Here is a 21,953-nt window from a genome sequence, read left to right on the forward strand (position 1 = left end):
CGCGCTCCTGCGCGCTCGCTCTGCCACGATATGACTGATAACGGGCTTGCCCAGCCATCCTGTCCGGGCGGATGGGCTCAGGGCGTGTCGGCGCTTAGAGTCCGGATGACGTGCTGATCAGGAAACCGAGTAGAAGGGACCGTTTTCAGCTCGGCTAGCAAAGCCGCCTCGCGTACGGCTAACCGGAAGGACCGAGCGGAGCTGCGGCGCAGACCAGGCCTTGCGATTGTTCGTCCCGGTTTTTGCGGATTTGGCTGACAGATGTTTTGTCATGGTTTTCTTGTTCTTTCCAACGGGACGACGTTACGACCATATCCTCATCGACAGTAATCGGCACGGTATAGCAAGAGGTTTTCCGCACAAGCACAAATGACCACGAGAATTCCGGGTCGCTAACGCTTTCAATTGCCTCGCTAATAGCTCTCGAAACATGATGACATCGGCCTCATCCCGTCGCGCGCAGTCATCGCGGACACGCGCGCGCGATCTGTTGGCCCGATAGCTTGCCGTGAAAAAAAGTGCGGCGGTCTGCGGGGGACGGGCGTTTGATCGCAAGATCGACCTGATTGCGCACATCGCCGGGCGAAGGCGCAATGCCGATCGCAATGCCCCCGGTTGACGGGGCTGGATGCAGTCCGCACAATCCGACCGACCATCCGGCCACGCCCGTCTCCCCGCGAAAGGTATTGCCCTTGCTGCAACGCGCCAACCTGCAGGTCGCGCCCCTGCTCGCCGACTTCATCGAAACCCGCGCCTTGCCCGGCACCGGGATCGACGCAGAGGCCTTCTGGCGCGGCGTCGGCGCGATTTTCGATGCGTTCGCGCCGCGCAACCGCGCGCTGCTCGCGACGCGCGACCGGTTGCAGGCCCAGCTCGATGCCTGGCACCGCGACCATGCCGGGCAGGCGATCGACCAGGCCGAGTATCAGGGCTTGCTGCGTGAGATCGGCTATCTCGTCGCCGAACCCGCCGACGTCGCGATCGACCCCGAGAATATCGATGCGGAAATCGCGACCATCGCCGGGCCGCAGCTCGTCGTCCCGATGCTCAACGCGCGCTTCCTGCTCAACGCCGCCAACGCGCGCTGGGGCAGCCTCTACGACGCGCTCTACGGCAGCGACGCGATTCCCGGCGCCGCCGAAGGGCCCGGCTTTGACGCCGCGCGCGGGGCGCAGGTCGTCGCCTGGGGCCGCGCCTTTCTTGATGAAGCCGTGCCGCTGGCCAGGGGATCATGGACCGATTGGGACGGCAGCACGCCCGCGCTCGCCGATCCTGCGCAACGCGTCGGGCGGCGCGGCGACAGCCTGCTGTTGCGCCACAACGGCCTGCATATCGAGATCGTCATCGACCGCGATCACCCGATCGGCGCGACCGATGCCGCGGGCGTCGCCGACATCGTCCTCGAAGCCGCGCTGACGACGATCTGTGATCTCGAGGATTCGGTCGCCGCGGTCGATGCCGAAGACAAGGTCGCGGGCTATGCCAACTGGCTCGGCCTGATCGATGGCGACCTCACCGCCAGCTTCGCCAAGAACGGCAGGACGGTCGATCGTCGCCTTGCACCCGACCGCGATTATGTCGACGCGTCGGGCAACGCCTTTTCGCTGCCCGGCCGCGCGCTGCTGCTCGTGCGCAATGTCGGCCATCTGATGACGACGCCTGCGGTCCGCCTCGCCGATGGCGGCGAAGCGCCCGAGGGTATTCTCGATGCGATCGTCACCGGCCTCATTGGCCTGCGCGACCTCAATGGGCTCGGCCGGTTTACCAACAGCCGCGCCGGCTCGATCTACATCGTCAAGCCGAAGATGCACGGGCCCGACGAGTGCGCCTTCAGCAACGACCTGTTCAACGCGGTCGAGGACCTGCTTGGCCTCGCGCGGCACAGCATCAAGATCGGCGTTATGGATGAGGAGCGCCGCACCTCGGCCAACCTTGCCGCGTGCATCGCCGCGGTTCGCCACCGCATCTTCTTCGTCAACACGGGTTTTCTCGACCGCACCGGCGACGAGATCCATACGTCGATGGAAGCCGGTCCGATGCTGCGCAAGGGCGACATGAAGCTCGCGCCGTGGATCTCGGCCTATGAGGATCGCAACGTCCAGATCGCACTCGCGGCGGGCTTTTCGGGGCGCGCGCAGATCGGCAAGGGGATGTGGGCGGCGCCCGATCGCATGGCCGAAATGCTCGCCACCAAGATCGGCCACCCGCAAGCCGGGGCCAATACTGCCTGGGTGCCGAGCCCGACCGCCGCTACGCTCCATGCGACGCATTACCACCGGCTCGACGTCTTCGCGCGACAGGCGGAGCGCGCCGCCGAGCCGGTCGCCTCGCTCGACGACCTGCTCACCATCCCCGTCGCGCGCGGGGTCAACTGGTCCGATGACGAGATCCGCGCCGAGCTCAACAACAACACGCAAAGCCTGCTCGGCTATGTCGTGCGCTGGATCCAGCAGGGGATCGGCTGTTCGACCGTCCCCGACATCGCCGATGTCGGGCTGATGGAGGACCGCGCGACGCTGCGTATCTCGTCGCAGCACATCGCCAACTGGCTGCACCACGGGATCATCACCCCCGACGATGTCGACGGCGCGATGTTGCGCATGGCGGCGCGCGTCGATGCGCAGAATGCGGGGGATGATAAGTATCGCCCGATGGCCGGACGCGGCATGGGCAGTACCGCTTTTGCCGCCGCACGCGCGCTGATCTTCGACGGCGCCGCGCAACCCAATGGCTATACCGAACCGCTCCTCCACGCCTACCGGCTAAAGGCGAAGGCGCAGGATTAGCCTTTCGGTTTGATGAGCCCGCGCGCGATCATGTCGTTGGCGCGTGCCGCGATGTCGCCGGGGTCGGCCTCGTCGGTCCAGACCGCGTAGCGCAGACCCAGGAAGACGTTCATCCCCATCAGCGCCCAGGCGTGCAGCTCGTCGACATCGTCGCGCAGCTCGCCCGCCTCGGCGCCTTCCTTCAGCCGCGCGAGGATGCGTGTCGCGGTATTCTCGTAATGCGCACGATAGCTTTCGGGATCGACGAACTCGGACTCGTCGACGATGCGATAGACTTCCTTGTGGATCCGCGCGAAGTCGAGGAACGACGCGAGCGCCGCCTCTTCGCGCGCCAGCGCCCCGGTGACATCCTTCAATGCCGCACCGGCATGGCGCCCGACCTGGCCGCTCATGTCCTGGACCAGCGCGCGGAAGATCGCGTCCTTCGAATCGAAATAGGTATAGAAACTGCCGAGCGCGGTCCCGGCGCGCCGCGTAATCTCGGCGATCGAGCTCTCGTAGAACCCGCGCGTCCCGAATTCGATCGCTGCGGCATCGAGCAATTTGCGCAGCGTCTTGCGCCCGCGTTCGGTCCGCGGCGCCTTGTCGGACGGTGCACCCGCAGCGGTTGCGCGACCCGATTCGGGAGGCGTCGCGCGCCGCTTCGCCGGCGCGGCGGCCTTCCCCTTTTGCGCGGGATTGCTGCGATCGGTGCCCATGTTCAGCGTCCCCTTGCCAACCCCCGTGTTGCTCTATGGCCACGGTGTAATTGCAAACGCAATAGAACAAGTTGAAAGCTGGTTCAACTTTCAGTATGCGGTCGATCAAGAGCGAGTGTCAGACTCGCCGAATCATTCCAGGGAGGATCCGCATGACCCGCTTTCGTACACAGTTTTTCGCTGCCCTAATCGGCTCGACCGCCTTTGCCGCGCTCGCCGCCAGCCCCGCCATGGCACAGGACATGTCCGACGACGCGGTCGCGACCGCCGATGCCGACGCGCCGATCGCCGACCAGGTCGCAGCCGAAGGTGACGAAATCGTCGTTACCGCGCGCCGTCGCGAGGAAAGCCTGATCGACGTGCCGATCTCGATGTCGGTCGTCACCGGCGACAGCCTGATCCGCACCGGCGCGGTCGATATTACCGCATTGCAGGACAAGACCCCGAACCTGACGCTGCAGATCGCGCGCGGGTCGAACTCGACGCTGATCGGCTTCAGCCGCGGCGTCGGCCAGCAGGATCCGCTGTGGGGCTTCGAACCGGGCGTCGCACTCTATCTCGACGACGTTTACGTCGCGCGTCCGCAGGGCGCCGTGCTCGACATTTTCGACGTCGACCGGATCGAAGTGCTGCGCGGCCCGCAGGGCACGCTCTATGGCCGCAACACGATCGGCGGCGCGGTCAAGTACGTCACGCGTCGGCTCGGCTCGGACTATCACGCCAGTGCGCGCGTATCCTACGGTTCGTACAACCAGCTCGACCTGATCGGCCAGGTGACGGTGCCGGTCGGCGACTCGCTGTCGATCGGCGCCGCGGTCGCGCGCTACAAGCGCGACGGTTACGGCAAGAACCTCAACACCGGTGCCGAACAGTATGACAAGGACGTGCTCGCTGCGCGCGTCTCGGCCGAATTCACTCCGTCGGACGCGGTCTTCGTCCGCATCGCTGCCGACCGCACGCTCGACAAGTCGAACCCGCGTCACGGCACGCGCCTCGCGGGCAACGGTGGCCTCCCATCCTACGAACCGACCGCCAGCGTCTATGACACGCGCGCCGGCATCGGCGACACCAACCGCGTCCTTGCCCAGGGCATTTCGGGCACCGGCGAGTTCGATCTCGGCGGCCCGCTGACGCTCAAGACGATCACCGCCTATCGCGACGGCCACACCGACACGCTGATCGATTTCGACAACACGCCGGCGCCGACGCTCGATATTCCGGCCGAATATGACGACCGTCAGTTCACCCAGGAAATCCAGCTGCTCTATCAGGGCGACCGGATGCAGGGCGTGTTCGGCCTCTATTATCTCGATGCCCGCGCCAGCGGTGCGTTCGATACCGTCGTCGGCCTGCTCAACCTGACGATCCTGACGTCGGGCACGGTCAAGACCAAGAGCTACGCCGCGTTTGGCGATTTCAGCTTCGACGTCACCGATCAGCTCAAGCTGTCGGCCGGCCTGCGCTATACCAAGGATGACAAGACAGGCACCGTCTATCGGCAGAACTTCACCGGCCTGCGCAGCCCGTATTTCGGCAACGCCACTGCGGTTCCCGGACTGCTGCGGACCGATTACACCAACAGCCGCAGCTTCGATAAGCTGACCCCGCGCGTCAGCCTCAGCTACGAGCCACGCACCGATCTCAATTTCTACGCCAGCTATGGCCAGGGCTTCAAATCGGGTGGCTTCGACATGCGCGGCGATGCCATCCTGACCCCGACCACGGTCAACGGTTATGAGCCCGAAACGATCGATTCGTGGGAGCTCGGCATGAAGGGTGCGTTCCTCGATCGCACGCTGTTCATCAACACCGCCGGCTTCTTTTCGAAGTACAAGGATCAGCAGGTGACGATCCAGTCGCCCGCGCAGGGCGGCGGCATTGCCAGCTTCGTCGACAATGCCGGCAAGGCCGACATCTACGGCTTCGAGCTCGAAACGCGGATGGTGCCTTCGCGCCATTTCCAGGCCAGCCTCGTGCTCGGCTACACGCATGCCGACTACAAGGAGTTCTTCACCTATGTCGGCGGCGGCACGACCCCGGTCGACGTTTCGAACGCGCGCGTCTTCCAGAACACGCCCAAGTTCACCGGCAACATTTCGGCGACCTGGTCGGAGGATGTCGCTGGCGGCACGCTTTCGTTCACCCCCGCGGTCTCGTTGCGCAGCGATTACAACCTGTTCGAAATCCCGACCCCGGCGCTTGACCAGGACGGCTATTACCTCGTCCAGGCATCGCTCAACTGGACCTCGGGCGACGGTCGCTACCGTCTCGGCGTCACCGGGCGCAACCTGACCGACGAACGCTATCGTGTCGGCGGCTACAACTTCCCCGGCGCGCTCTACGGCAACTCGATCATCGGCTATTACGGCCCGCCGCGCACCGTCACGGCAACGGTCGAAGTGCGCTACTGACGCCAGCGCGTCGGATCGTGGCTAGCGCGGCGCCTGGCGCCGCGCTAGCGCGCACCGCATGACCACTCCCGCATCCAGCTCGCCGATCGGCTCCGCCGTACACGGCCGCCGCCTCGTCCTGGCGATGCTGCTCGTCGTCTACACCTTCAACTTCCTCGACCGGCAGATCCTCTCGATCCTTGCCGGCCCGATCCAGGCCGATCTCGGCTTTAGCGATACGCAGATGGGCTTGCTTGGCGGCTCGGCCTTCGCCTTGCTCTACGCGATATTGGGAATACCCTTCGCACTCGTCGCCGACCGCACCAGCCGCAGCTGGACGATCGCCATCAGCCTCGGCGTGTGGAGCGGCTTTACCGCCCTGTGCGGCTTCGTCACCGGATTCTGGCAGATGTTCCTCGCGCGCGTCGGCGTCGGCGTCGGCGAAGCGGGCGGCGTCGCCCCCAGCTATGCCCTGATCGCCGACTATTTCCCGCCGCAGAGCCGCGCCCGCGCGCTCGCGGTCTATTCGCTCGGCATTCCGCTGGGATCGGCTGCGGGCGTCCTGTTCGGCGCGCGCATCGCCGCCGCGTTCGACTGGCGCACCGCGTTCATCGGCCTCGGCCTCGCCGGCCTGATCGTCGCGATCCCGTTCAAGTTCCTCGTCAAGGACCGCGCGCGCCAGTCCCCCCTCCCGCTTGCGGGAGGGGCCGGGGGTGGGCAGAAGCTGGAAGCAGCGCCTAGTCAGCCCACCCCTAACCCCTCCCGCAGGCGGGAGGGGGACATCATCTCGGTATTCGCCACCCTCGCGCGCAAGAAGAGCTTCTGGCTGCTCAGCCTCGGCGCGGGGTCGAGCTCGCTGTGCGGCTATGGCCTCGCCTTCTGGCTGCCCAGCCTGATGCAGCGCAGCTTCGGGCTCGATCTCGTCGCGACCGGACAGTTCATCGGCGGCATCCTGCTCATCGGCGGCGTCGCGGGCGTGCTGGCCGGCGGCTGGCTCGGTGACAGGCTCGGCGGCGGCGACCGCGCGATGTACGCGCGCGTCCCCGCGATCGCCTTTGTTATCGCGGTACCGCTGTTCGCCGCCGCCTTCCTGTCGAGCAGCCCCGCCACCGCCTTCGCCTTCGCCGTCGTGCCACAGGCGCTCGCCTATATCTGGCTCGCCCCCGTCATCACCGCGATCCAGCACCTCGTCCCCGCGGAACAGCGCGCGACCGCCTCGGCGAGCTTCCTGTTCATCAACAACGCGATCGGCCTCGGCCTCGGCACGCTCGTCCTCGGCGCGTTGAGCGACGCAATGACCGCAAGCTACGGCGCAGAGGCGCTCCGCTACGCCATGCTCGCCGCGCTGGGCTTCTACCTCATCGCCGCGCTCCTCATGGCGCTAGGCGCCACAGCCCTGCGCAAGGACTGGGTCGAGGGCTAGGCGAGGGGGGCAAACCCCCTGTCGAGCCGTGGATCAGCCCGCTCAGCGAGCATCTCGACAATATGCGCCGCGTGATCTGGAGAGAGCTCGCCGATCCGCCGCGCCCGCCGATCGACCACAGCCGCCGCGTCGCGCCGCACGCGGCGGTCTGGGGCGGCCCCAACGTCCAGGACCGCCACCGCGCCCGCGCAGAGGCCGAAGCCCGCATGGCCCGCGACCAGCGCCTGTGGGAAGCCGCCGGAACCGAGGACAGCTGGGCCGCGTGGGTGCAGGGGGAGGGGGAGGAATGATGGAACACGAGCGTTGGCACGCAAGTCCGGTCGGCGACTAGCCGACCGCAAGGCCGAACGGCCGCCCGAGCTTATGCGAGGCAGCTAAGGCGGGCGGATGCCCGCCGCCCGGCGCTTGAGGCCAAAACAAAAGACTCCCTAGCGCTTGAAACAATTCTCGCGATGCCACGCAAGAAACGCCGGGTGCGGCCGCTCAGCTTCGCGCGCGGGCGCCATCGCCTTGCCGGTGCGATTGCTGATCGCTTCGACGCTGGGCCGATCATTGACCTGCCGCGAGATCATGATGTCGAGATTATCCGACAGCCCAATCAACCCGCGATCGAACATCCAGTGCGCGGTGCCTGACAGCGCTAGCCCGTCGCGGATACTGTCGGGCCCGCCATGCTCGACCAGCCTGACATGCGCTGCCTGCGCTGCAAGCTGCCCCCACGCAGCTAATATGAATGGGAAAACGCGGCCCGGCTACAACGCAGGCTACCCCATAAATACTCAGATCACTTAACTTACTGAACTAACAAGCAAATTCGGCTCCCGTCATTCTACCGCTTCCATCAAGTCTGTACCATCTGATCCGCGTGGGTTATTTTCGATATCAAATATCAACTAAATTACGCCTTTACGTGGGTTCATATAATATAAGACACATTAGTTTTGAAGAGTCGCTTGACATTTCGCGTACCTAAACTACTTAAGACGAATCATAATGGAGTTCACCATGTCAGAAGACCGCGAATTTGAAGTTAGTTTAAGCGGCCCAGGCATCAGCGTAGAGCGCAGCCTGAGTGAAGAAGACGCGTTTCGGGTGCTTGCCGCGATAATGGGGAAGCAAGCTGGATCGATCGCAGCCGGGCAAGACCCCCAAACATCAGTCGAACAACAATCACGCAGGCCTATTTCGTTGCGAGAGTTTATGTCGGGGATAGGCCCTTCTACTCATGTCGAAAGAATAGCCACGATTGGTACTTATTTGCATGATTACAAAGGGGTGTCTGCCTTCACCAAATCAGACATTGAGGAAGGATACCGAAGTGCCCGAGAGCAAATGCCTGGAAATCTTAGCCGAGATATTAGCAAGGCTGTGGCTGCAGGCTGGCTTGATGATGCCGGCGAAAAAAGTAAGTTTCATGTAACGAACAGCGGCGCAACGGCGGTAGAGACCAACTTTAAAAGTTAGTTTGGAAAATTTGGAGAAAAATAATGTCGCTGAAGGATCTCATAGCTGACGCATCGAAACTGGATGAAGGCGCTATTGAAAGTGTGATTGCTCCATTTGTCAAATACGATCCTAGTGCAGAGCGAATTATATTCACTCCCAGCGGCGTCGCTTTGTCTCATGAGAATAAGGTTCTGGTTTATCTTACGGCAGTCGCAGGCTGGCCTTTCGTAAGCGATACACCTCCCGAACACCCAACCAAACCTGCTGACCTTGGGTCGGCCCTAGGTATCCCCGGTGGCTCACTTCGGCCAGTTCTCAAGAAATTGAAAGATTTGCATCTACTAGCAAACGATGCAGGTCATTATTCAATTCAGTCGGCGAATCTGACACATATTGAAGCTTATGTGAAAGGTGAGTCAAAGCCATCTAAACGTAGACCTCCCGCCAAGCACACTTCGCGTTCGAATGCGAATTCAGATAAAACTAAGGTAAGATCGAAAAAGCAAAGAGGCGGGGGTTCAGCGTCCGATGCATTTGAGGACCTCGTTGGTCATGGTTTCTTCAAAAGCCCTAGGACACTTGCGAATCTAAAAAATAAGCTGGAAGACCGTGGGCTTATCTTCCCTCAAAGTGCTCTATCTGGACTCGTACTGAAAGCTGTGAGACAGAACGTGCTCAAGCGAGAAAAAATTGAATCAGACGGACGCAAAGTCTGGGCTTATTCAGATCATGAATGACGCAACAATTATTGCCGAAACCCGATCAGATTTGATTGCTCATTTTCCCGAGAATGTTGTCGACGATATTCTTCAGACCTATATAAACCTTCTTCAAAAGTTCCGACAAGGAAAACTGGATGACGGGTTGATGCAGGCGGGCAGATTCGTTGAGCATCTTTTGCGAGCTATCGACTTTAAGATAACCGGAAATTTGCCCAAAGAGATAAAATCGGTTGCAGCAAAAATACGCGAAGTCGAAAATGCAACAGCTCTACCGGAAAGCCTACGTCTTCTTATTCCGAAAGCTCTCTACGGGATGGCGTATAACATTCGCAGCAAACGAGATGCTGTACATGTAAAAGAAATTGATGCTCGGCCAATCGATCTGGCCATGTGTGTTGCTGCAGCAAGCTGGACTGTCGCGGAACTAATCCGTGAATTTCATATCAGTGATGCGCGCGATGTAGAGAGTCGGATGGCTGCGCTCAGCAGAACGAAAATTCCACTTATTGAGTCGATCAATGGAGAGGTTTTCGTGTCCCGTAAGGTCAAGCCAAAAACCGAAATCCTACTTTTGCTCGCTCATAACGTTACAGCCGGACTTTCTCGTCGTGAACTGGGTGTTGCTGCTAAGTGCAGTCCAAGTTCTGTTACAACCTCTCTCCAAGCATTGATGGGCGAGCGTTTTGTGCATCAGTCCATAGATGCGCGGTATCACATTACGTCAGAAGGCGAATCACACTTGTCAAAGATTCTCATCGTTTAATCTCTACTCCTCCCCCATCCGCAACGCAGCGATAAACGCCTCCTGCGGGATGCTCACGCTCCCATACTCGCGCATCCGCGCCTTCCCCTTTTTCTGCTTGTCGAGCAGCTTCTTCTTGCGCGAGATATCGCCGCCATAGCATTTCGCGGTGACGTCCTTGCGCATCGCGGCGATCGTTTCGCGCGCGATCACCTTGCCGCCGATCGCGGCCTGGATCGGGACCTTGAACAGGTGGCGCGGGATGAGGTCCTTCAGCCGCTCGCACATGTGCCGCCCGCGCGCCTCGGCGACGCCGCGGTGGACGATCATGCTCAGCGCGTCGACCGGCTCTGCATTGACCAGGATGTTCATCTTGACGAGGTCGCCCTCGCGCAGCCCGATCTGCTCGTAATCGAAGCTGGCATAGCCGCGGCTGATGCTCTTCAACCGGTCGTAGAAATCGAACACCACCTCGTTGAGCGGTAACTCGTACGTCACCTGCGCGCGCCCGCCGACATAGGTCAGGTCCTTCTGCACCCCGCGCCGGTCCTGGCACAGCTTCAGGATACTGCCGAGATATTCGTCGGGGGTATAGATCACCGCCTTGATCCACGGCTCCTCGATGCTCGCGATGCGGCTCGGGTCGGGATAGTCGGCGGGGTTGTGCAGCATGATCTCGCGCGCGTCGTCGGTGCGCGATTTGTTGAGCTGGATGCGATAGACGACCGACGGCGCGGTCGTGATCAGGTCGAGATCATATTCGCGCGTCAGCCGCTCCTGGATGATCTCGAGGTGGAGCAGGCCCAGGAACCCGCAGCGAAAGCCGAAGCCCAGCGCCGCGCTCGTCTCCATCTCGAAACTGAAGCTCGCATCATTGAGCCGCAGCCGCGAAATGCTCTCGCGCAGTTTTTCAAAGTCCGCCGCATCGACCGGGAACATGCCGCAGAACACGACCGGCTGGACCTGCTTGAAGCCCGGCAGCGCCTTGGCGGCGGGGCGAACGACGGTGGTGATCGTGTCGCCGACCGCGGTCTGCGCGACCTCCTTGATCTGTGCGGTGATGAAACCGATCTCGCCGGGGCCGAGCTCGGGCAGCTGCTCGATCTTGGGCCGGAAGCAGCCGACGCGGTCGATCAAATGCTCGGTCCCCGCCTGCATGAATTTGACGCGCAGGCCTTTTTTCAGGACCCCGTCGATCACGCGGACGAGGATCACGACGCCGAGATACGGGTCGTACCAGCTGTCGACCAGCATCGCCTTCAGCGGCGCGTCGCGGTCGCCCTTGGGCGGCGGGATCTTGGCGACGATCGCTTCCAGCGTTTCGGCGATGCCGATTCCCGACTTGGCGCTGGTCAGCACCGCCTCGGACGCATCGATGCCGATGATGTCCTCGATCTCGGTCCGCACGCGCTCGGGGTCGGCGGCGGGCAGGTCGATCTTGTTGATCACCGGGACGATCTCGTGGTCGTGCTCGATCGACTGGTAGACATTGGCGAGCGTCTGCGCCTCGACCCCCTGCGCCGCGTCGACGACCAGCAGCGCGCCCTCGCACGCGGCCAGGCTGCGGCTGACCTCATAGGCGAAATCGACATGGCCCGGCGTGTCCATCAGGTTGAGCTCGTACGTCTCGCCGTTGTTCGCGACATAATTGAGGCGCACCGTCTGCGCCTTGATCGTGATCCCGCGCTCCTGCTCGATCTCCATGTTGTCGAGCACCTGGCTCGTCATCTCGCGCTCGGTCAGCCCGCCGGTCTGCTGGATCAGCCGGTCTGCGAGCGTGCTCTTCCCATGGTCGATATGCGCGATGATGGAAAAATTGCGGATGTGGCTAAGGTCGGTCATTGGACGATCTGGGTACTTTTCTGGCCGCTCACCCTGAGCCTGTCGAAGGGGCGGCGCGCGCCTGGGCTTCGACAGGCTCAGCCTGAGCGGGTTGAGGTCAGTGCGCGCTTAGCAGGGGTGGCGGGGACGCACTAGTGCCTAGGCCGCGTCCACAGCTTCGATCGGTCGCGCATCCCGTCGCGGGCGAGCGCGCGCGGCGTCGCCGCCTCGTACCCCGCGCGCGCGACCCAGCCGATCTTGGCGAGCTTGCTCGTCGTCACGCGATGGTCCCAGGCATGGTCGCCGCGCTTGCGCACCGCACGCGCGATGTCGCCGTAAATCCCCGTCGCCGCGAGCACCGCCCAGCGCGCCCGAAAGGGCAGGCGTGCCGCGCCGATGCGCGCGCTGGCGGCGTACTCCTCGGCATATTCGGCGAGCCACCCGGCCATCACCGACAGGCGGTCGCGATATTGCGGTTTCATGTGCTCGCCCGGCGGAATGTCCATTTCGACGAGCCATTCGAGCGGCAGATAGCAGCGGTCGGCGGCGGCATCTTCCTCGATATCGCGCGCGATGTTGGCGAGCTGGAAGGCGATGCCGAGGTCGCTCGCCCGGTCGAGCGTGTCGGTATCGTCGGGGCGCACGCCCATGATGATCGCCATCATGCAGCCGATCGCGCCGGCGACGTGGTAGCAGTATTTGAGCAAATCGGCCTCGCTGCGCGGGCGCCAGTCCTGCGCATCGAGTGCAAACCCTTCGATGACGTCGTCGGCATAGGCGCGCGGGATGCGGCAGTTGGCGGCGACCGCGGCGATCGCGCGGAACGGCAGCGCATCGACGCGCTGCCCGGCAAAGGCGCGGTGCGTCTGCCCGCGGATCTCGGCGACGCGGTCCTTGGGGTCGGGCACGTGGCTCATCGCGCCGCCCATGTCCTGCCCGTCGACCAGGTCGTCGCACGCCCGCGCCCAGGCATAGAGCAAATGCGCGTGGCTGCGCATCGGGTCGGAGAACAGCTGGCTCGCCAGCGCGAACGATTTCGACCCCTTGGCGATGACCTCGCGCACTTCGGAAAACAATACGGGGTCGGTGTCGGGACTCATGAGTCCTTCTCCGCCTTACGGCGGAGGCGGCACCGGCCCGCTCCCCCTCCCGGCCACCCAACGGAATTGTACGCTATGGGTGGCCGGGAGGGGGAGCGGGCTGGTGCCGCGCATAGGGCTTGGCTTTGCCAAGCCCGGCTCAATGCAAAGGTCGCGCTCACAACTGGTCGGCCGTCATCCGGAAGATCGTCTGGTGCGGCGTATAGTCGCCCATCTTCGCCAGCAGCGCGTCGATCTCGTCGGCGACGACCATGATCTCGGCGTGCTGCGGCCGGATGAAGCCCGTTGATATCATCGTATCGCGAAACGCGACGAGTCCGTCGTAGAAGCCTGCGACGTTGAGCAGGCCGACGGGCTTTTCGTGATAGCCCAGCTGCGCCCAGCTGATCGCCTCCCACAGTTCGTCCATCGTCCCGACGCCGCCGGGCAGGGTGACGAAGCCGTCGGAAAGATCGGTGAACATGCGCTTGCGCTCGTGCATGTCCTTGACGGTGTGGAGCTCGGTGCAACCGCAATGCGCGACCTCGGCATGGACCAAAGCCTCGGGGATCACGCCGATCACCTCGCCGCCGGCTTCCAATGCCGCATCGGCGACCGCACCCATCAGGCCGAGCCGCCCGCCGCCATAGACGACGCCGATGCCACGCTCGGCCAGCACCCGCCCGACCGCGCGCGCGTTTTCGATATAGGCGGTGTCCTCGGGCGAGGCCGACCCGCAATAGACCGCGAGGCGTTTCATCGTCGTCACTTCAAATCCTCCAGCATCAATCGCGCGGTTGCCTTGGCGCTGCCGACGACGCCGGGAATGCCGGCGCCCGGATGCGTGCCCGCGCCGACGAAGTAAAGGTTGCGAAGCACATCGTCGCGATTGTGGACCCGGAAATAGGCGCTCTGCGTCAGCGTCGGCTCGAGGCTGAACGCGCTGCCGAGATGTGCATTGAGATCGACCGAGAAATCCTTCGGGCTGTAGCTGAACTTGGTGACGATCCGATCGTGCAGGTCGGGGATCAGCCGCGCCGCGATCTCGTCGAGGATGCGTTTCTCGAGTTTCGGTCCTTCGACCTCCCAGTCGATATCGAGCTGGCCGAGATGCGCGACCGGCGCGAGCGCGTAAAATGTCGAATGTCCCGGCGGCGCCATGCTCGGGTCGGTCACCGTCGGATGGTGGAGGTAGAGCGAGAAGTCGTCGGGCAATATGCCCTTGCGATAGATGTCGTTGAGCAGGCCTTCGTAGCGCGGCCCGAACAGGATCATGTGGTGCGGGATCTCGGGAAATTCCCCCTTCACGCCGAAATGGACGACGAACAGCGACGGCGAATAGGATTTGCGCATCAAGGCCTTGGCCGCCTTCTTGCCGCGCGCCGACTTGCCCAGCAGGTCACGATAGCTGTGAACGATATCGCCGTTCGACACGACCGCATCGACGTCGATCCGCCAGCGGCTCTTGCACAATACCCCGGTTGCTCGCGCGCCGTCGGTCTCGATTTCCCAGACCGGATCGCCGACCCGCATGCGGCCGCCGATCCGCTCGAACTGCGTCACCATTGCGGCGATCAGCCGGTTGGTCCCGCCGCGCGCAAACCACACGCCGCCGTCCTTTTCGAGCTTGTGGATCAGTGCATAGATCGCGCTCGTCGTCATCGGGTTGCCGCCGACGAGCAGCGTGTGAAAGCTCAGCGCCTGGCGCAATCGCTCGTCGGTCACATAGCTCGACACGATCGAATAGACCGATCGCCACGCCTGGTATTTCATCAACTTGGGCGCAGCGGCAATCATCGACTTGAAATCGAGAAAGGCGACGTGACCGAGCTTCTCATAGCCCTCTTCATAGACCCCGGCCGAATAGGTCAGGAATTTCTCGTATCCCGCGACATCGTCGGGGTTGAGCTTGGCGATCTCGGCCAGCAGCTGCGGCTCGTCGTTCGAATAATCGAAGTTGGTCCCGTCGGGCCAGTTGAGCCGATAGAACGGCATGACCGGCATCAGCTCGATATCGTCGGCGATGTCGTGCCCGCTCAGCGCCCACAGTTCGGCCAGGCACGGCGGGTCGGTGATGACCGTCGGTCCGGCATCGAACACGAAACCGTCACGTTCCCAGAAATAGGCGCGCCCGCCCGGCCGGTCGCGCGCTTCGATCACGGTGACATCGTGCCCCGCCGCCTGCAGCCGGATCGCGAGCGCCAGCCCGCCGAAACCCGCGCCGATGACCGCCACGGTCTTGCCTGTTTTGCTCACGCACGTTTTCCGATCATTGCCTGGAGAGCCTTACCTATGGCTACGGGCGGCTTGCCCGACAAGATGCGCAGCTTGTCGAAAAGAGTCGACTGGCCGGCATAGAAGCGGCCGATCAGCGCTTCGGGCAGGCGGTAGAAGCGCTCGAGCAGGCGATAGCGTTCGTCCGGTTCGGCGGCGCGGAACAGCATTCGCGCGAGCAGGCGGTAAAAACTGTTGGCGCGCCAGCGTGCCTTGGCATAGTCGCGCGTCCAGCGGTGCAGGTCGGGAATGCCTCCGTTTGGCGCCCACGCCTCGCCCAGCGCGAGGGCAAAGCGCGCCGCCTCGGGCAGCGAATAGCTCGTCATCGGGTGGAACAGCCCGGCGCGCACGCCGCCCTTGGCGATGTCGGTCCCGCCGCTTTGCCAATAGGCGGCGAAATCGCCCGACATCACCACCGGCAGCACGCCGCTTTCCTCGTGCGTGACGCTCGCCCCCTGCCAGCCGCGGCTTTCGGCATAGGCGGCGATCCGTGTGCCCAGCGCGTCGCTGTCGAGCGCGGGCGTGTCGCTGTAATAGGTGTCCTCGACGAAAATCTCGCGGGAATCGAGCGGCAGGACATAGACGAAACGATAGCCGTCGATCTGCGCGACGCTGGCATCCATGATCGTCGGTCGTTCGACGCCGTGCTTGTGCTCGAGGCTCAGGACGCGCCCGACGAATTTCTGCCAGCCCAGGTCGAGATGGACGAGGTTGCCCGCGCCGCGGCAATCGAGCACCGGCCCGTACACGCGCGTGTCATCGGCCAGCCTGACCGATCCCGGCGTGATCGTGCCCACCGGTGTGTGCATCAATATCGCGTCGTCGCCCAGCCGGGCGCGCAGGACGCGCTCGAAATGCCAGCTCGGGATCGATGCATAGGGGCCTTCGAGCCGCCGCTGATAGGCGGGAAAGACGACCTCGTTGCCCGCCCAGCGATGCGCGATCAGCGGCGCGACGAGATTGTGTCCCGCAGCATCGAGGTCGCTGGCGAAGAAAGACCAGATATGGTTGCCGCCCAGCGTGCCGCTCGCTTCGACCAGCAGCAGGCGGATATCGGGGCGCGCGCGTTTGAGCGCCAGCGCCGCCAGCCCCCCCGCCAGCCCCCCGCCGACAATGATGATGTCGTAACTGTCCTCGCTCGTCATGCGTGCTGACCTAGCGGGCGCGACTTGCCGCTTCAATCGCCGTTGCGAATGGCGTAGGCCACCGCGATGTCGACCAGCCTTGCCATCCTGCTCTCCGCGCTCGCGATGTCGGCCATTGTCGGGCTGCGCTATCTCGCGGTCAGTGGCGGCTTTGCGCTCGCCACGCGGCTGAGGTCGCGCGGCCTGTATCGCGGGCTCGATCGCCAGATCGCGCGCGAAATCGGCTGGAGCCTCGCCAGCGCGGCGATCTACGGCATCCCCGCCGGGATCGTTGCCTGGGGCTGGGCGGAGCACGGCTGGACGCGCGTCTATAGCGACGTCGGCGCCTATCCGATCTGGTGGCTGCCGGCCTCGGTGCTCGCCTATCTGTTCGCGCACGACACGTGGTTCTACTGGACGCACCGGCTGATGCACCGCCCGCGCTGGTTTCGCGCGATGCACGCGGTCCACCACGCCAGCCGCCCGCCGACCGCCTGGGCGGCGATGAGCTTCCACCCGCTCGAAGCGCTGACCGGCGCGCTCGTCATTCCGGCCCTGGTCTTTATCGTGCCGATCCATGTCGGCGCATTGTTCGTCGTCCTGACGATCATGACGGTGATGGGCGTGACCAATCACATGGGCTGGGAGATGTTTCCGCGCGGTCTGGTTCATGGGCGGTTAGGACGATGGCTGATAACCGCGAGCCATCACCAGCGGCATCATGATCGCTACGCTTGCAATTACGGCCTCTATTTTCGCGTCTGGGATCGCCTGTGCGGCACCGACGGGGGCATTGGCGGCTTCACGGGGAACAACCGATGAATCACCTGACAAAGGGCGCCGCGGCGCTCGCCATCGCGCTCGTGGCGGGCGGGGCGATGCCGACCGCCGATCTCACTCTGTCGATCGACAATCTTCGCTCGGATCGCGGCACGGTGATGATCTGCGTCACGTCCCAGGCGAGCGCCTTTCCTGATTGCACCGGCGACACCAAGGCGCGCCGCCTCATTGTCGACGCGGCGAATGCGGGTTCGATTCCCGTCGTCGGCCTCGCTCCGGGCGATTATGCGGTCGCGGCGATCCATGACGAAAACCGCAATGGCAAGCTCGACAAGCGGCTGATCGTGCCGCGCGAAGGCTTCGGCTTTTCGCGCAATCCGCCGATCGGTTTCGGCCCGCCGGCCTTCTCCGCCGCCAGTTTCGACCTTGCCGGCGGCCCGGCGCGCCAGACGATCCACATGAAATATATCTTCTGAACCGGCCTCGCCGCTGCAACCGCTTGGCTTGGCGAGCGTTATGGTCGCGTAACAATCGGGAAGCCTTTCATGCCAAAGTCCACATTTCGCCTTGCGGCCGCGTGTATCGCGTTCGCCGCCGCCACGCCTGCCTTCGCCCAGTCGGACGTCGCGCCCGAAGCCAGCGTCTTCGACGGCGACTATCTCACGCTCGGCGTGGGGCTCGGCTACGGCGCGCAATATGAAGGCGGCGACGAATACGAGATTTTCCCCGCGCCGCTGATCCAGGGCAATCTGGGCGGCGTCGCGATCTCGCCGCGTCCCGGCGGCCTCGCGCTCGACTTCATTCCCGATGCCAGGGACGCCAAGGTCGGCTTTTCGCTCGGTCCGGTGATCCGCTATCGCGCCAACCGCACCGGCAAGATCAAGGATCCACAGGTGCGCGCGCTCGGCAAGCTCGACGCCGCGGTCGAGGTCGGCGCCAATGCCGGCGTCACCTTTTACAAGCTGCTCAGCGACTATGACGCGCTGACCGTCTCGAGCGACCTGCGTTACGATATCGCGGGCGCGCACAAGGGCCGCGTGATCGCGCCGGGGATCAGCTATTTCACCCCGCTCAGCCGCGCCGCGGCGGTCGTCCTGTCGGTCTCGGGCGAATTCGTCGATGACAAATATGCCGACTATAATTTCTCGGTGTCGCCGACCGGCGCGCTCGCCAGCGGCCTGCCCGCGTTTCAGGCCAAGGGCGGGCTCAAGAGCTACGGCCCGACGCTGCTCGGTGCCTATGACTTCGACGGCAACCTGCTCAACGGCGGGCTCAGCGCCTTTGCGCTCGCAGGCTATTCGCGCCTCGCCGGCGACGCCCGCCGCAGCCCGGTCACGAGCATCGCGGGGTCGCCCGACCAGTGGATCGTCGGCGCCGGCCTTGCCTATACCTTCTGATCGTCGCTGCTAGGTCTTCGGTCCCGCCAGCGCGCGAAAGCGCCTTGCGCGGATGATGATTCCGGCGATCAGCAGGACCCAGCCGGCGGCGAGCGCGATCCAGCCGAGCGTTGCGGTGTCCAGTCCGCCAATCTCGCTGCGTCCGGTCAGTTGCGGCGATGCGAACAGCATCAGCGCGAGCAGCGTCAGCGCCATCCCGCCGCGCTTGGCGGGCGAGGGGGCGGCCCGCAATCGCGCGCGCATCGCGGCGCGCTCGTCGTCGTCGCCCGGAAATTCTAGCGTGTCCATCGCTGGACTATGCGGCCCTGCGCTCCTATTGTCCACGCATCCCCGGGGAGCCGCGCGCGCAAACGCCGGTTGAGAGCGGAATAGCCCGCGACCCGTCGAACCTGATCCGGTTAATCCCGGCGGAGGAAGTGGACGCGTTGCCCGCCGGCAGACCGTTCCCGCTCCGTAACCTAATGGAGCGCGCACATGGCCGACATCGATTCCCGCATTGAAAAGGACGCCCCGATCGGCGTCACCACCGGCCCGATCCGCGGCAGCCGCAAGGTCCATGTCGGTCCCAATCGCGTCGCGATGCGCGAGATCGATCTCGAGCCCAGCTCGGGCGAACCGCCGCTGCGCGTGTACGACACCAGCGGCCCCTACACCGACCCTGCCGTCCGCATCGATATCGAGCGCGGCCTGCCGCAATTGCGCCGCGACTGGATCATGGCCCGCGGCGATGTCGAGGAGGTCGCCCCGCGCGCCACCCGCCCCGAGGACAACGGACAGCTCGGTCCCGATCGTAGCGGCGGCGTCGCCCCGTTCCCCAATGTCGCCAGGCGCGTCCTGCGCGCGCGTCCCGGCCAGAACGTCAGCCAGATGCACTATGCCCGCCGCGGTATCATCACGCCCGAGATGGAATATGTCGCGCTGCGTGAGAATATCGGCCGCGAGTTTGCCCGCGAAAACCTCGTCCGCGACGGTGAGAGCTTCGGCGCGAGCATCCCCGACCACGTCACCCCCGAATTCGTCCGCTCCGAGGTCGCGCGCGGCCGCGCGATCATCCCCAACAACATCAACCACCCCGAATCCGAACCGATGGCGATCGGCCGCAACTTCCTCGTCAAGATCAACGCCAATATCGGCAACAGCGCGGTCGCCTCCGACGTCGCTAGCGAAGTCGACAAGATGGTCTGGTCGACGCGCTGGGGCGCCGACACCGTCATGGACCTCTCGACCGGGCGCAACATCCACGACACGCGCGAATGGATCATCCGCAATTCGCCCGTGCCGATCGGCACCGTCCCGATCTACCAGGCGCTCGAAAAGGTCGGCGGCGTCGCCGAAGACCTGACGTGGGAGATTTTCGCCGACACGCTGATCGAGCAGGCCGAACAGGGCGTCGACTATTTCACCATCCACGCCGGCGTTCGCCTCGGCTACGTCCCGATGGCGGCCAACCGCGTCACCGGCATCGTCTCGCGCGGCGGCTCGATCATGGCCAAATGGTGCCTCGCCCACCACAAGGAGAGCTTCCTCTACGAGCGCTTCGACGAGATTACCGAGATCATGAAGGCGTACGACATCGCCTATAGCCTTGGTGATGGTTTACGCCCCGGCAGCATCGCCGATGCCAATGACGAGGCGCAGTTTGCCGAGCTCTACACGCTGGGCGAACTCACCCACCGCGCGTGGAAGGAAGACGTCCAGGTGATGATCGAAGGCCCCGGCCATGTGCCGATGCACAAGATCAAGGAGAACATGGAAAAGCAGCTCGAGGTCTGCGGCGAAGCGCCCTTCTATACCTTGGGACCGCTCACCACCGACATCGCGCCCGGCTATGACCACATCACCAGCGGCATCGGCGCTGCCCAGATCGGCTGGTACGGCACCGCGATGCTTTGCTACGTCACGCCCAAGGAGCATCTCGGCCTGCCCGACCGCGACGACGTCAAGGTCGGCGTGGTCACCTACAAGCTCGCCGCCCACGCCGCCGATCTCGCCAAGGGTCACCCCGCCGCACAGCTGCGCGACGACGCCCTCTCCCGCGCCCGCTTCGATTTCCGCTGGCGCGACCAGTTCAACCTGTCGCTCGATCCCGACACGGCGGAACAGTATCACGACCAGACGCTGCCCGCCGAAGGCGCCAAGACCGCGCACTTCTGCTCGATGTGCGGCCCCAAGTTCTGCAGCATGGCGATTTCGCAGGAAGTGCGTGATTTCGCGTCGAAACAGAACCAGGGCGTCGAAGGCTTCATCGCCACCGGCCCGACCGGCGCAGAGACCGCCGCCGCCAGCAAGGCCGCCGCGCTCAAGGGCATGGCAGAGATGGCCGCGCTGTATGAGGAGAAGGGGCGGGAACTTTACCTGCCCGCCGACGATTAAGGGGGTGAGCGGGCGGGGGATACATCCCCCCCTGTCGCCCCCGTCCGCTCATGTCCCGCACACGATCGAGGAGGCCCCCGCGTGACCGGATCCGAAAAGGTCAACGAGAAGCTCGATCCGAAACAGGAACGCGAGGCCGAGAGCCGAGAGAACCCCAGCGCGCTGATCGTTCACGAGGCGATCCGGATAGAGGGCGAGAAGGAGCTCAACCGCCCCTCGTCGTCGATCGCCTGGTCGGGCCTCGCCGCCGGCCTGTCGATGGGTTTCTCGATGGTCGCAGAGGGCGTCCTCCACACCTTCCTGCCCGATGCGCCGTGGCGCCCGCTCGTCTCCAGCTTCGGCTACACCCTGGGCTTCCTCATCGTCGTCCTCGGGCGGCAGCAACTGTTCACCGAAACGACGCTCAACGTCATCCTGCCGTTGCTCCACAGCGCCTGCCGCCTGCGCGACGTTGCGCGTTTCTGGGCGATCGTCCTCGCCGCCAACCTCGTCGGCACGTTGATCTTCGCCGTTGCCGCCTCGAGCGCGGTGTTCGTGCCCGAAGTCCGCGCGTCGTTCCTCGCGCTGGGGCTGGAGGCGGCGCAGGGCGGCTTCCTCGTCCTGTTCGCCCGCGCGATCTTTGCCGGCTGGCTGATCGCGCTGATGGTCTGGCTGCTCCCCGCCGCGGGTTCGGCGAGATTCCTCGTCATCGTCACGCTCGCCTGGATCGTCGGCATCGCCGGCTTCGCCCACGTCATCGCCGGATCGGTAGAGGTCATCTACGCCGTCATCGCCGGGCCGCTAAGCTGGGTCGATTACCTCGCGGGCTATCTGCTGCCCGTGCTGGCGGGGAATATCGTCGGCGGCGTCGTGCTCGTCTCGATGCTCAACCATGCGCAGGTTAAGGCGGAACTATAGG

20 protein-coding genes and 1 pseudogene are annotated in these 21,953 nt (G+C 64.1%); 12 read left to right on the forward strand and 9 right to left on the reverse strand.

What is annotated here, in order from left to right; translation table 11 throughout:
- The first annotated feature begins 692 nt into the window (after positions 1-692).
- Positions 693-2,786 carry a malate synthase G gene (locus tag FSZ31_RS02900; protein WP_236643634.1) on the forward strand — a complete coding sequence of 698 codons (2,094 nt, stop codon included), beginning with the start codon at positions 693-695 and terminating at the stop codon, positions 2,784-2,786.
- Here the strand turns inward: FSZ31_RS02900 and FSZ31_RS02905 are convergent.
- On the reverse strand, positions 2,783-3,484 hold the full coding sequence (locus tag FSZ31_RS02905) for a TetR/AcrR family transcriptional regulator (RefSeq protein ID WP_147121535.1): 702 nt from the start codon (positions 3,482-3,484) through the stop codon (positions 2,783-2,785). The two genes, FSZ31_RS02900 and FSZ31_RS02905, sit on opposite strands and share 4 nt — an antisense overlap.
- Positions 3,485-3,636: 152 nt before the next feature.
- Between FSZ31_RS02905 and FSZ31_RS02910 the strand changes: the two genes are divergently transcribed.
- From FSZ31_RS02910 to FSZ31_RS02920, 3 genes are all read left to right on the forward strand, one after another.
- Positions 3,637-5,895 (forward strand): TonB-dependent receptor, encoded by a 2,259-nt coding sequence (locus tag FSZ31_RS02910; protein ID WP_147121536.1) that lies wholly within the window; start codon positions 3,637-3,639, stop codon positions 5,893-5,895.
- A 58-nt stretch (positions 5,896-5,953) separates the two neighbouring features.
- The gene (locus FSZ31_RS02915) at positions 5,954-7,297 is read left to right on the forward strand and encodes a spinster family MFS transporter (protein ID WP_147121537.1); all 1,344 of its coding nucleotides are present in this window, start codon (positions 5,954-5,956) and stop codon (positions 7,295-7,297) included.
- Between the two features lie 71 nt (positions 7,298-7,368).
- Positions 7,369-7,587, forward strand: coding sequence for a hypothetical protein (locus tag FSZ31_RS02920; protein ID WP_147121538.1), 219 nt, complete (start codon positions 7,369-7,371; stop codon positions 7,585-7,587).
- A gap of 138 nt (positions 7,588-7,725) precedes the next feature.
- On the opposite strand, the gene FSZ31_RS12950 is transcribed toward FSZ31_RS02920, so the two are convergent.
- Together FSZ31_RS12950 and FSZ31_RS13085 are read right to left on the reverse strand one after the other, a co-directional pair.
- The gene (locus tag FSZ31_RS12950) at positions 7,726-7,869 is read right to left on the reverse strand and encodes a hypothetical protein (protein ID WP_236643635.1); all 144 of its coding nucleotides are present in this window, start codon (positions 7,867-7,869) and stop codon (positions 7,726-7,728) included.
- A gap of 30 nt (positions 7,870-7,899) precedes the next feature.
- A pseudogene (locus tag FSZ31_RS13085) lies at positions 7,900-8,028 on the reverse strand (HNH endonuclease); the annotation flags it as partial.
- 274 nt (positions 8,029-8,302) lie between these two features.
- Here FSZ31_RS13085 and FSZ31_RS02930 point away from each other — a divergent pair.
- Genes FSZ31_RS02930 through FSZ31_RS02940 form a run of 3 tightly spaced genes read left to right on the forward strand, consistent with a single transcriptional unit; the run spans position 8,303 to position 10,228 of the window.
- A complete protein-coding gene (locus FSZ31_RS02930) occupies positions 8,303-8,761 on the forward strand; it encodes a hypothetical protein (protein ID WP_147121540.1) in 459 nt (152 codons plus the stop codon).
- A 23-nt stretch (positions 8,762-8,784) separates the two neighbouring features.
- Positions 8,785-9,480, forward strand: a complete 696-nt coding sequence (locus tag FSZ31_RS02935; protein WP_147121541.1) for a hypothetical protein — start codon at positions 8,785-8,787, stop codon at positions 9,478-9,480.
- Positions 9,473-10,228, forward strand: coding sequence for a hypothetical protein (locus tag FSZ31_RS02940; protein WP_147121542.1), 756 nt, complete (start codon positions 9,473-9,475; stop codon positions 10,226-10,228). Before FSZ31_RS02935 ends, FSZ31_RS02940 begins: the two co-directional genes overlap by 8 nt.
- 3 nt (positions 10,229-10,231) lie before the next feature.
- On the opposite strand, the gene lepA is transcribed toward FSZ31_RS02940, so the two are convergent.
- From lepA to crtY, 5 genes are all read right to left on the reverse strand, one after another.
- On the reverse strand, positions 10,232-12,049 hold the full coding sequence (gene lepA, locus FSZ31_RS02945) for a translation elongation factor 4 (RefSeq protein ID WP_147121543.1): 1,818 nt from the start codon (positions 12,047-12,049) through the stop codon (positions 10,232-10,234).
- A gap of 131 nt (positions 12,050-12,180) precedes the next feature.
- Positions 12,181-13,128 (reverse strand): phytoene/squalene synthase family protein, encoded by a 948-nt coding sequence (locus tag FSZ31_RS02950; RefSeq protein WP_147121544.1) that lies wholly within the window; start codon positions 13,126-13,128, stop codon positions 12,181-12,183.
- Between the two features lie 157 nt (positions 13,129-13,285).
- Entirely contained in the window at positions 13,286-13,867 is a 582-nt protein-coding gene (locus FSZ31_RS02955) for an LOG family protein (protein WP_147122520.1), read from the reverse strand.
- A gap of 5 nt (positions 13,868-13,872) precedes the next feature.
- Positions 13,873-15,363: a phytoene desaturase gene (locus tag FSZ31_RS02960; RefSeq protein ID WP_201739109.1), complete on the reverse strand. Its 1,491-nt coding sequence runs from the start codon at positions 15,361-15,363 to the stop codon at positions 13,873-13,875.
- Entirely contained in the window at positions 15,360-16,526 is a 1,167-nt protein-coding gene (crtY, locus tag FSZ31_RS02965) for a lycopene beta-cyclase CrtY (RefSeq protein ID WP_147121545.1), read from the reverse strand. The genes FSZ31_RS02960 and crtY overlap by 4 nt, the downstream gene beginning before the upstream one ends.
- 66 nt (positions 16,527-16,592) lie before the next feature.
- Between crtY and FSZ31_RS02970 the strand changes: the two genes are divergently transcribed.
- The 3 genes from FSZ31_RS02970 to FSZ31_RS02980 all read left to right on the forward strand — a co-directional run bounded on the left by FSZ31_RS02970 (position 16,593) and on the right by FSZ31_RS02980 (position 18,682).
- The gene (locus FSZ31_RS02970) at positions 16,593-17,327 is read left to right on the forward strand and encodes a sterol desaturase family protein (RefSeq protein ID WP_147121546.1); all 735 of its coding nucleotides are present in this window, start codon (positions 16,593-16,595) and stop codon (positions 17,325-17,327) included.
- The gene (locus tag FSZ31_RS02975) at positions 17,324-17,761 is read left to right on the forward strand and encodes a DUF2141 domain-containing protein (protein WP_147121547.1); all 438 of its coding nucleotides are present in this window, start codon (positions 17,324-17,326) and stop codon (positions 17,759-17,761) included. The genes FSZ31_RS02970 and FSZ31_RS02975 overlap by 4 nt, the downstream gene beginning before the upstream one ends.
- Before the next feature lie 69 nt (positions 17,762-17,830).
- Positions 17,831-18,682, forward strand: coding sequence for a MipA/OmpV family protein (locus FSZ31_RS02980; RefSeq protein ID WP_147121548.1), 852 nt, complete (start codon positions 17,831-17,833; stop codon positions 18,680-18,682).
- A 9-nt stretch (positions 18,683-18,691) separates the two neighbouring features.
- Here the strand turns inward: FSZ31_RS02980 and FSZ31_RS02985 are convergent, their stop codons facing one another.
- Positions 18,692-18,970 carry a hypothetical protein gene (locus FSZ31_RS02985; RefSeq protein WP_147121549.1) on the reverse strand — a complete coding sequence of 93 codons (279 nt, stop codon included), beginning with the start codon at positions 18,968-18,970 and terminating at the stop codon, positions 18,692-18,694.
- A gap of 186 nt (positions 18,971-19,156) precedes the next feature.
- On the opposite strand from FSZ31_RS02985, the gene thiC reads away from it, so the two are divergent.
- Together thiC and FSZ31_RS02995 are read left to right on the forward strand one after the other, a co-directional pair.
- On the forward strand, positions 19,157-21,055 hold the full coding sequence (gene thiC, locus FSZ31_RS02990; protein WP_147121550.1) for a phosphomethylpyrimidine synthase ThiC: 1,899 nt from the start codon (positions 19,157-19,159) through the stop codon (positions 21,053-21,055).
- 81 nt (positions 21,056-21,136) lie between these two features.
- Complete coding sequence (locus FSZ31_RS02995; RefSeq protein WP_147121551.1) at positions 21,137-21,952, forward strand: formate/nitrite transporter family protein; 816 nt, start codon at positions 21,137-21,139, stop codon at positions 21,950-21,952.
- Position 21,953: the final 1 nt, after the last annotated feature.

The organism is Flavisphingopyxis soli, from assembly GCF_007995095.1.
In the GTDB taxonomy this organism is placed as follows: domain Bacteria; phylum Pseudomonadota; class Alphaproteobacteria; order Sphingomonadales; family Sphingomonadaceae; genus Flavisphingopyxis; species Flavisphingopyxis soli.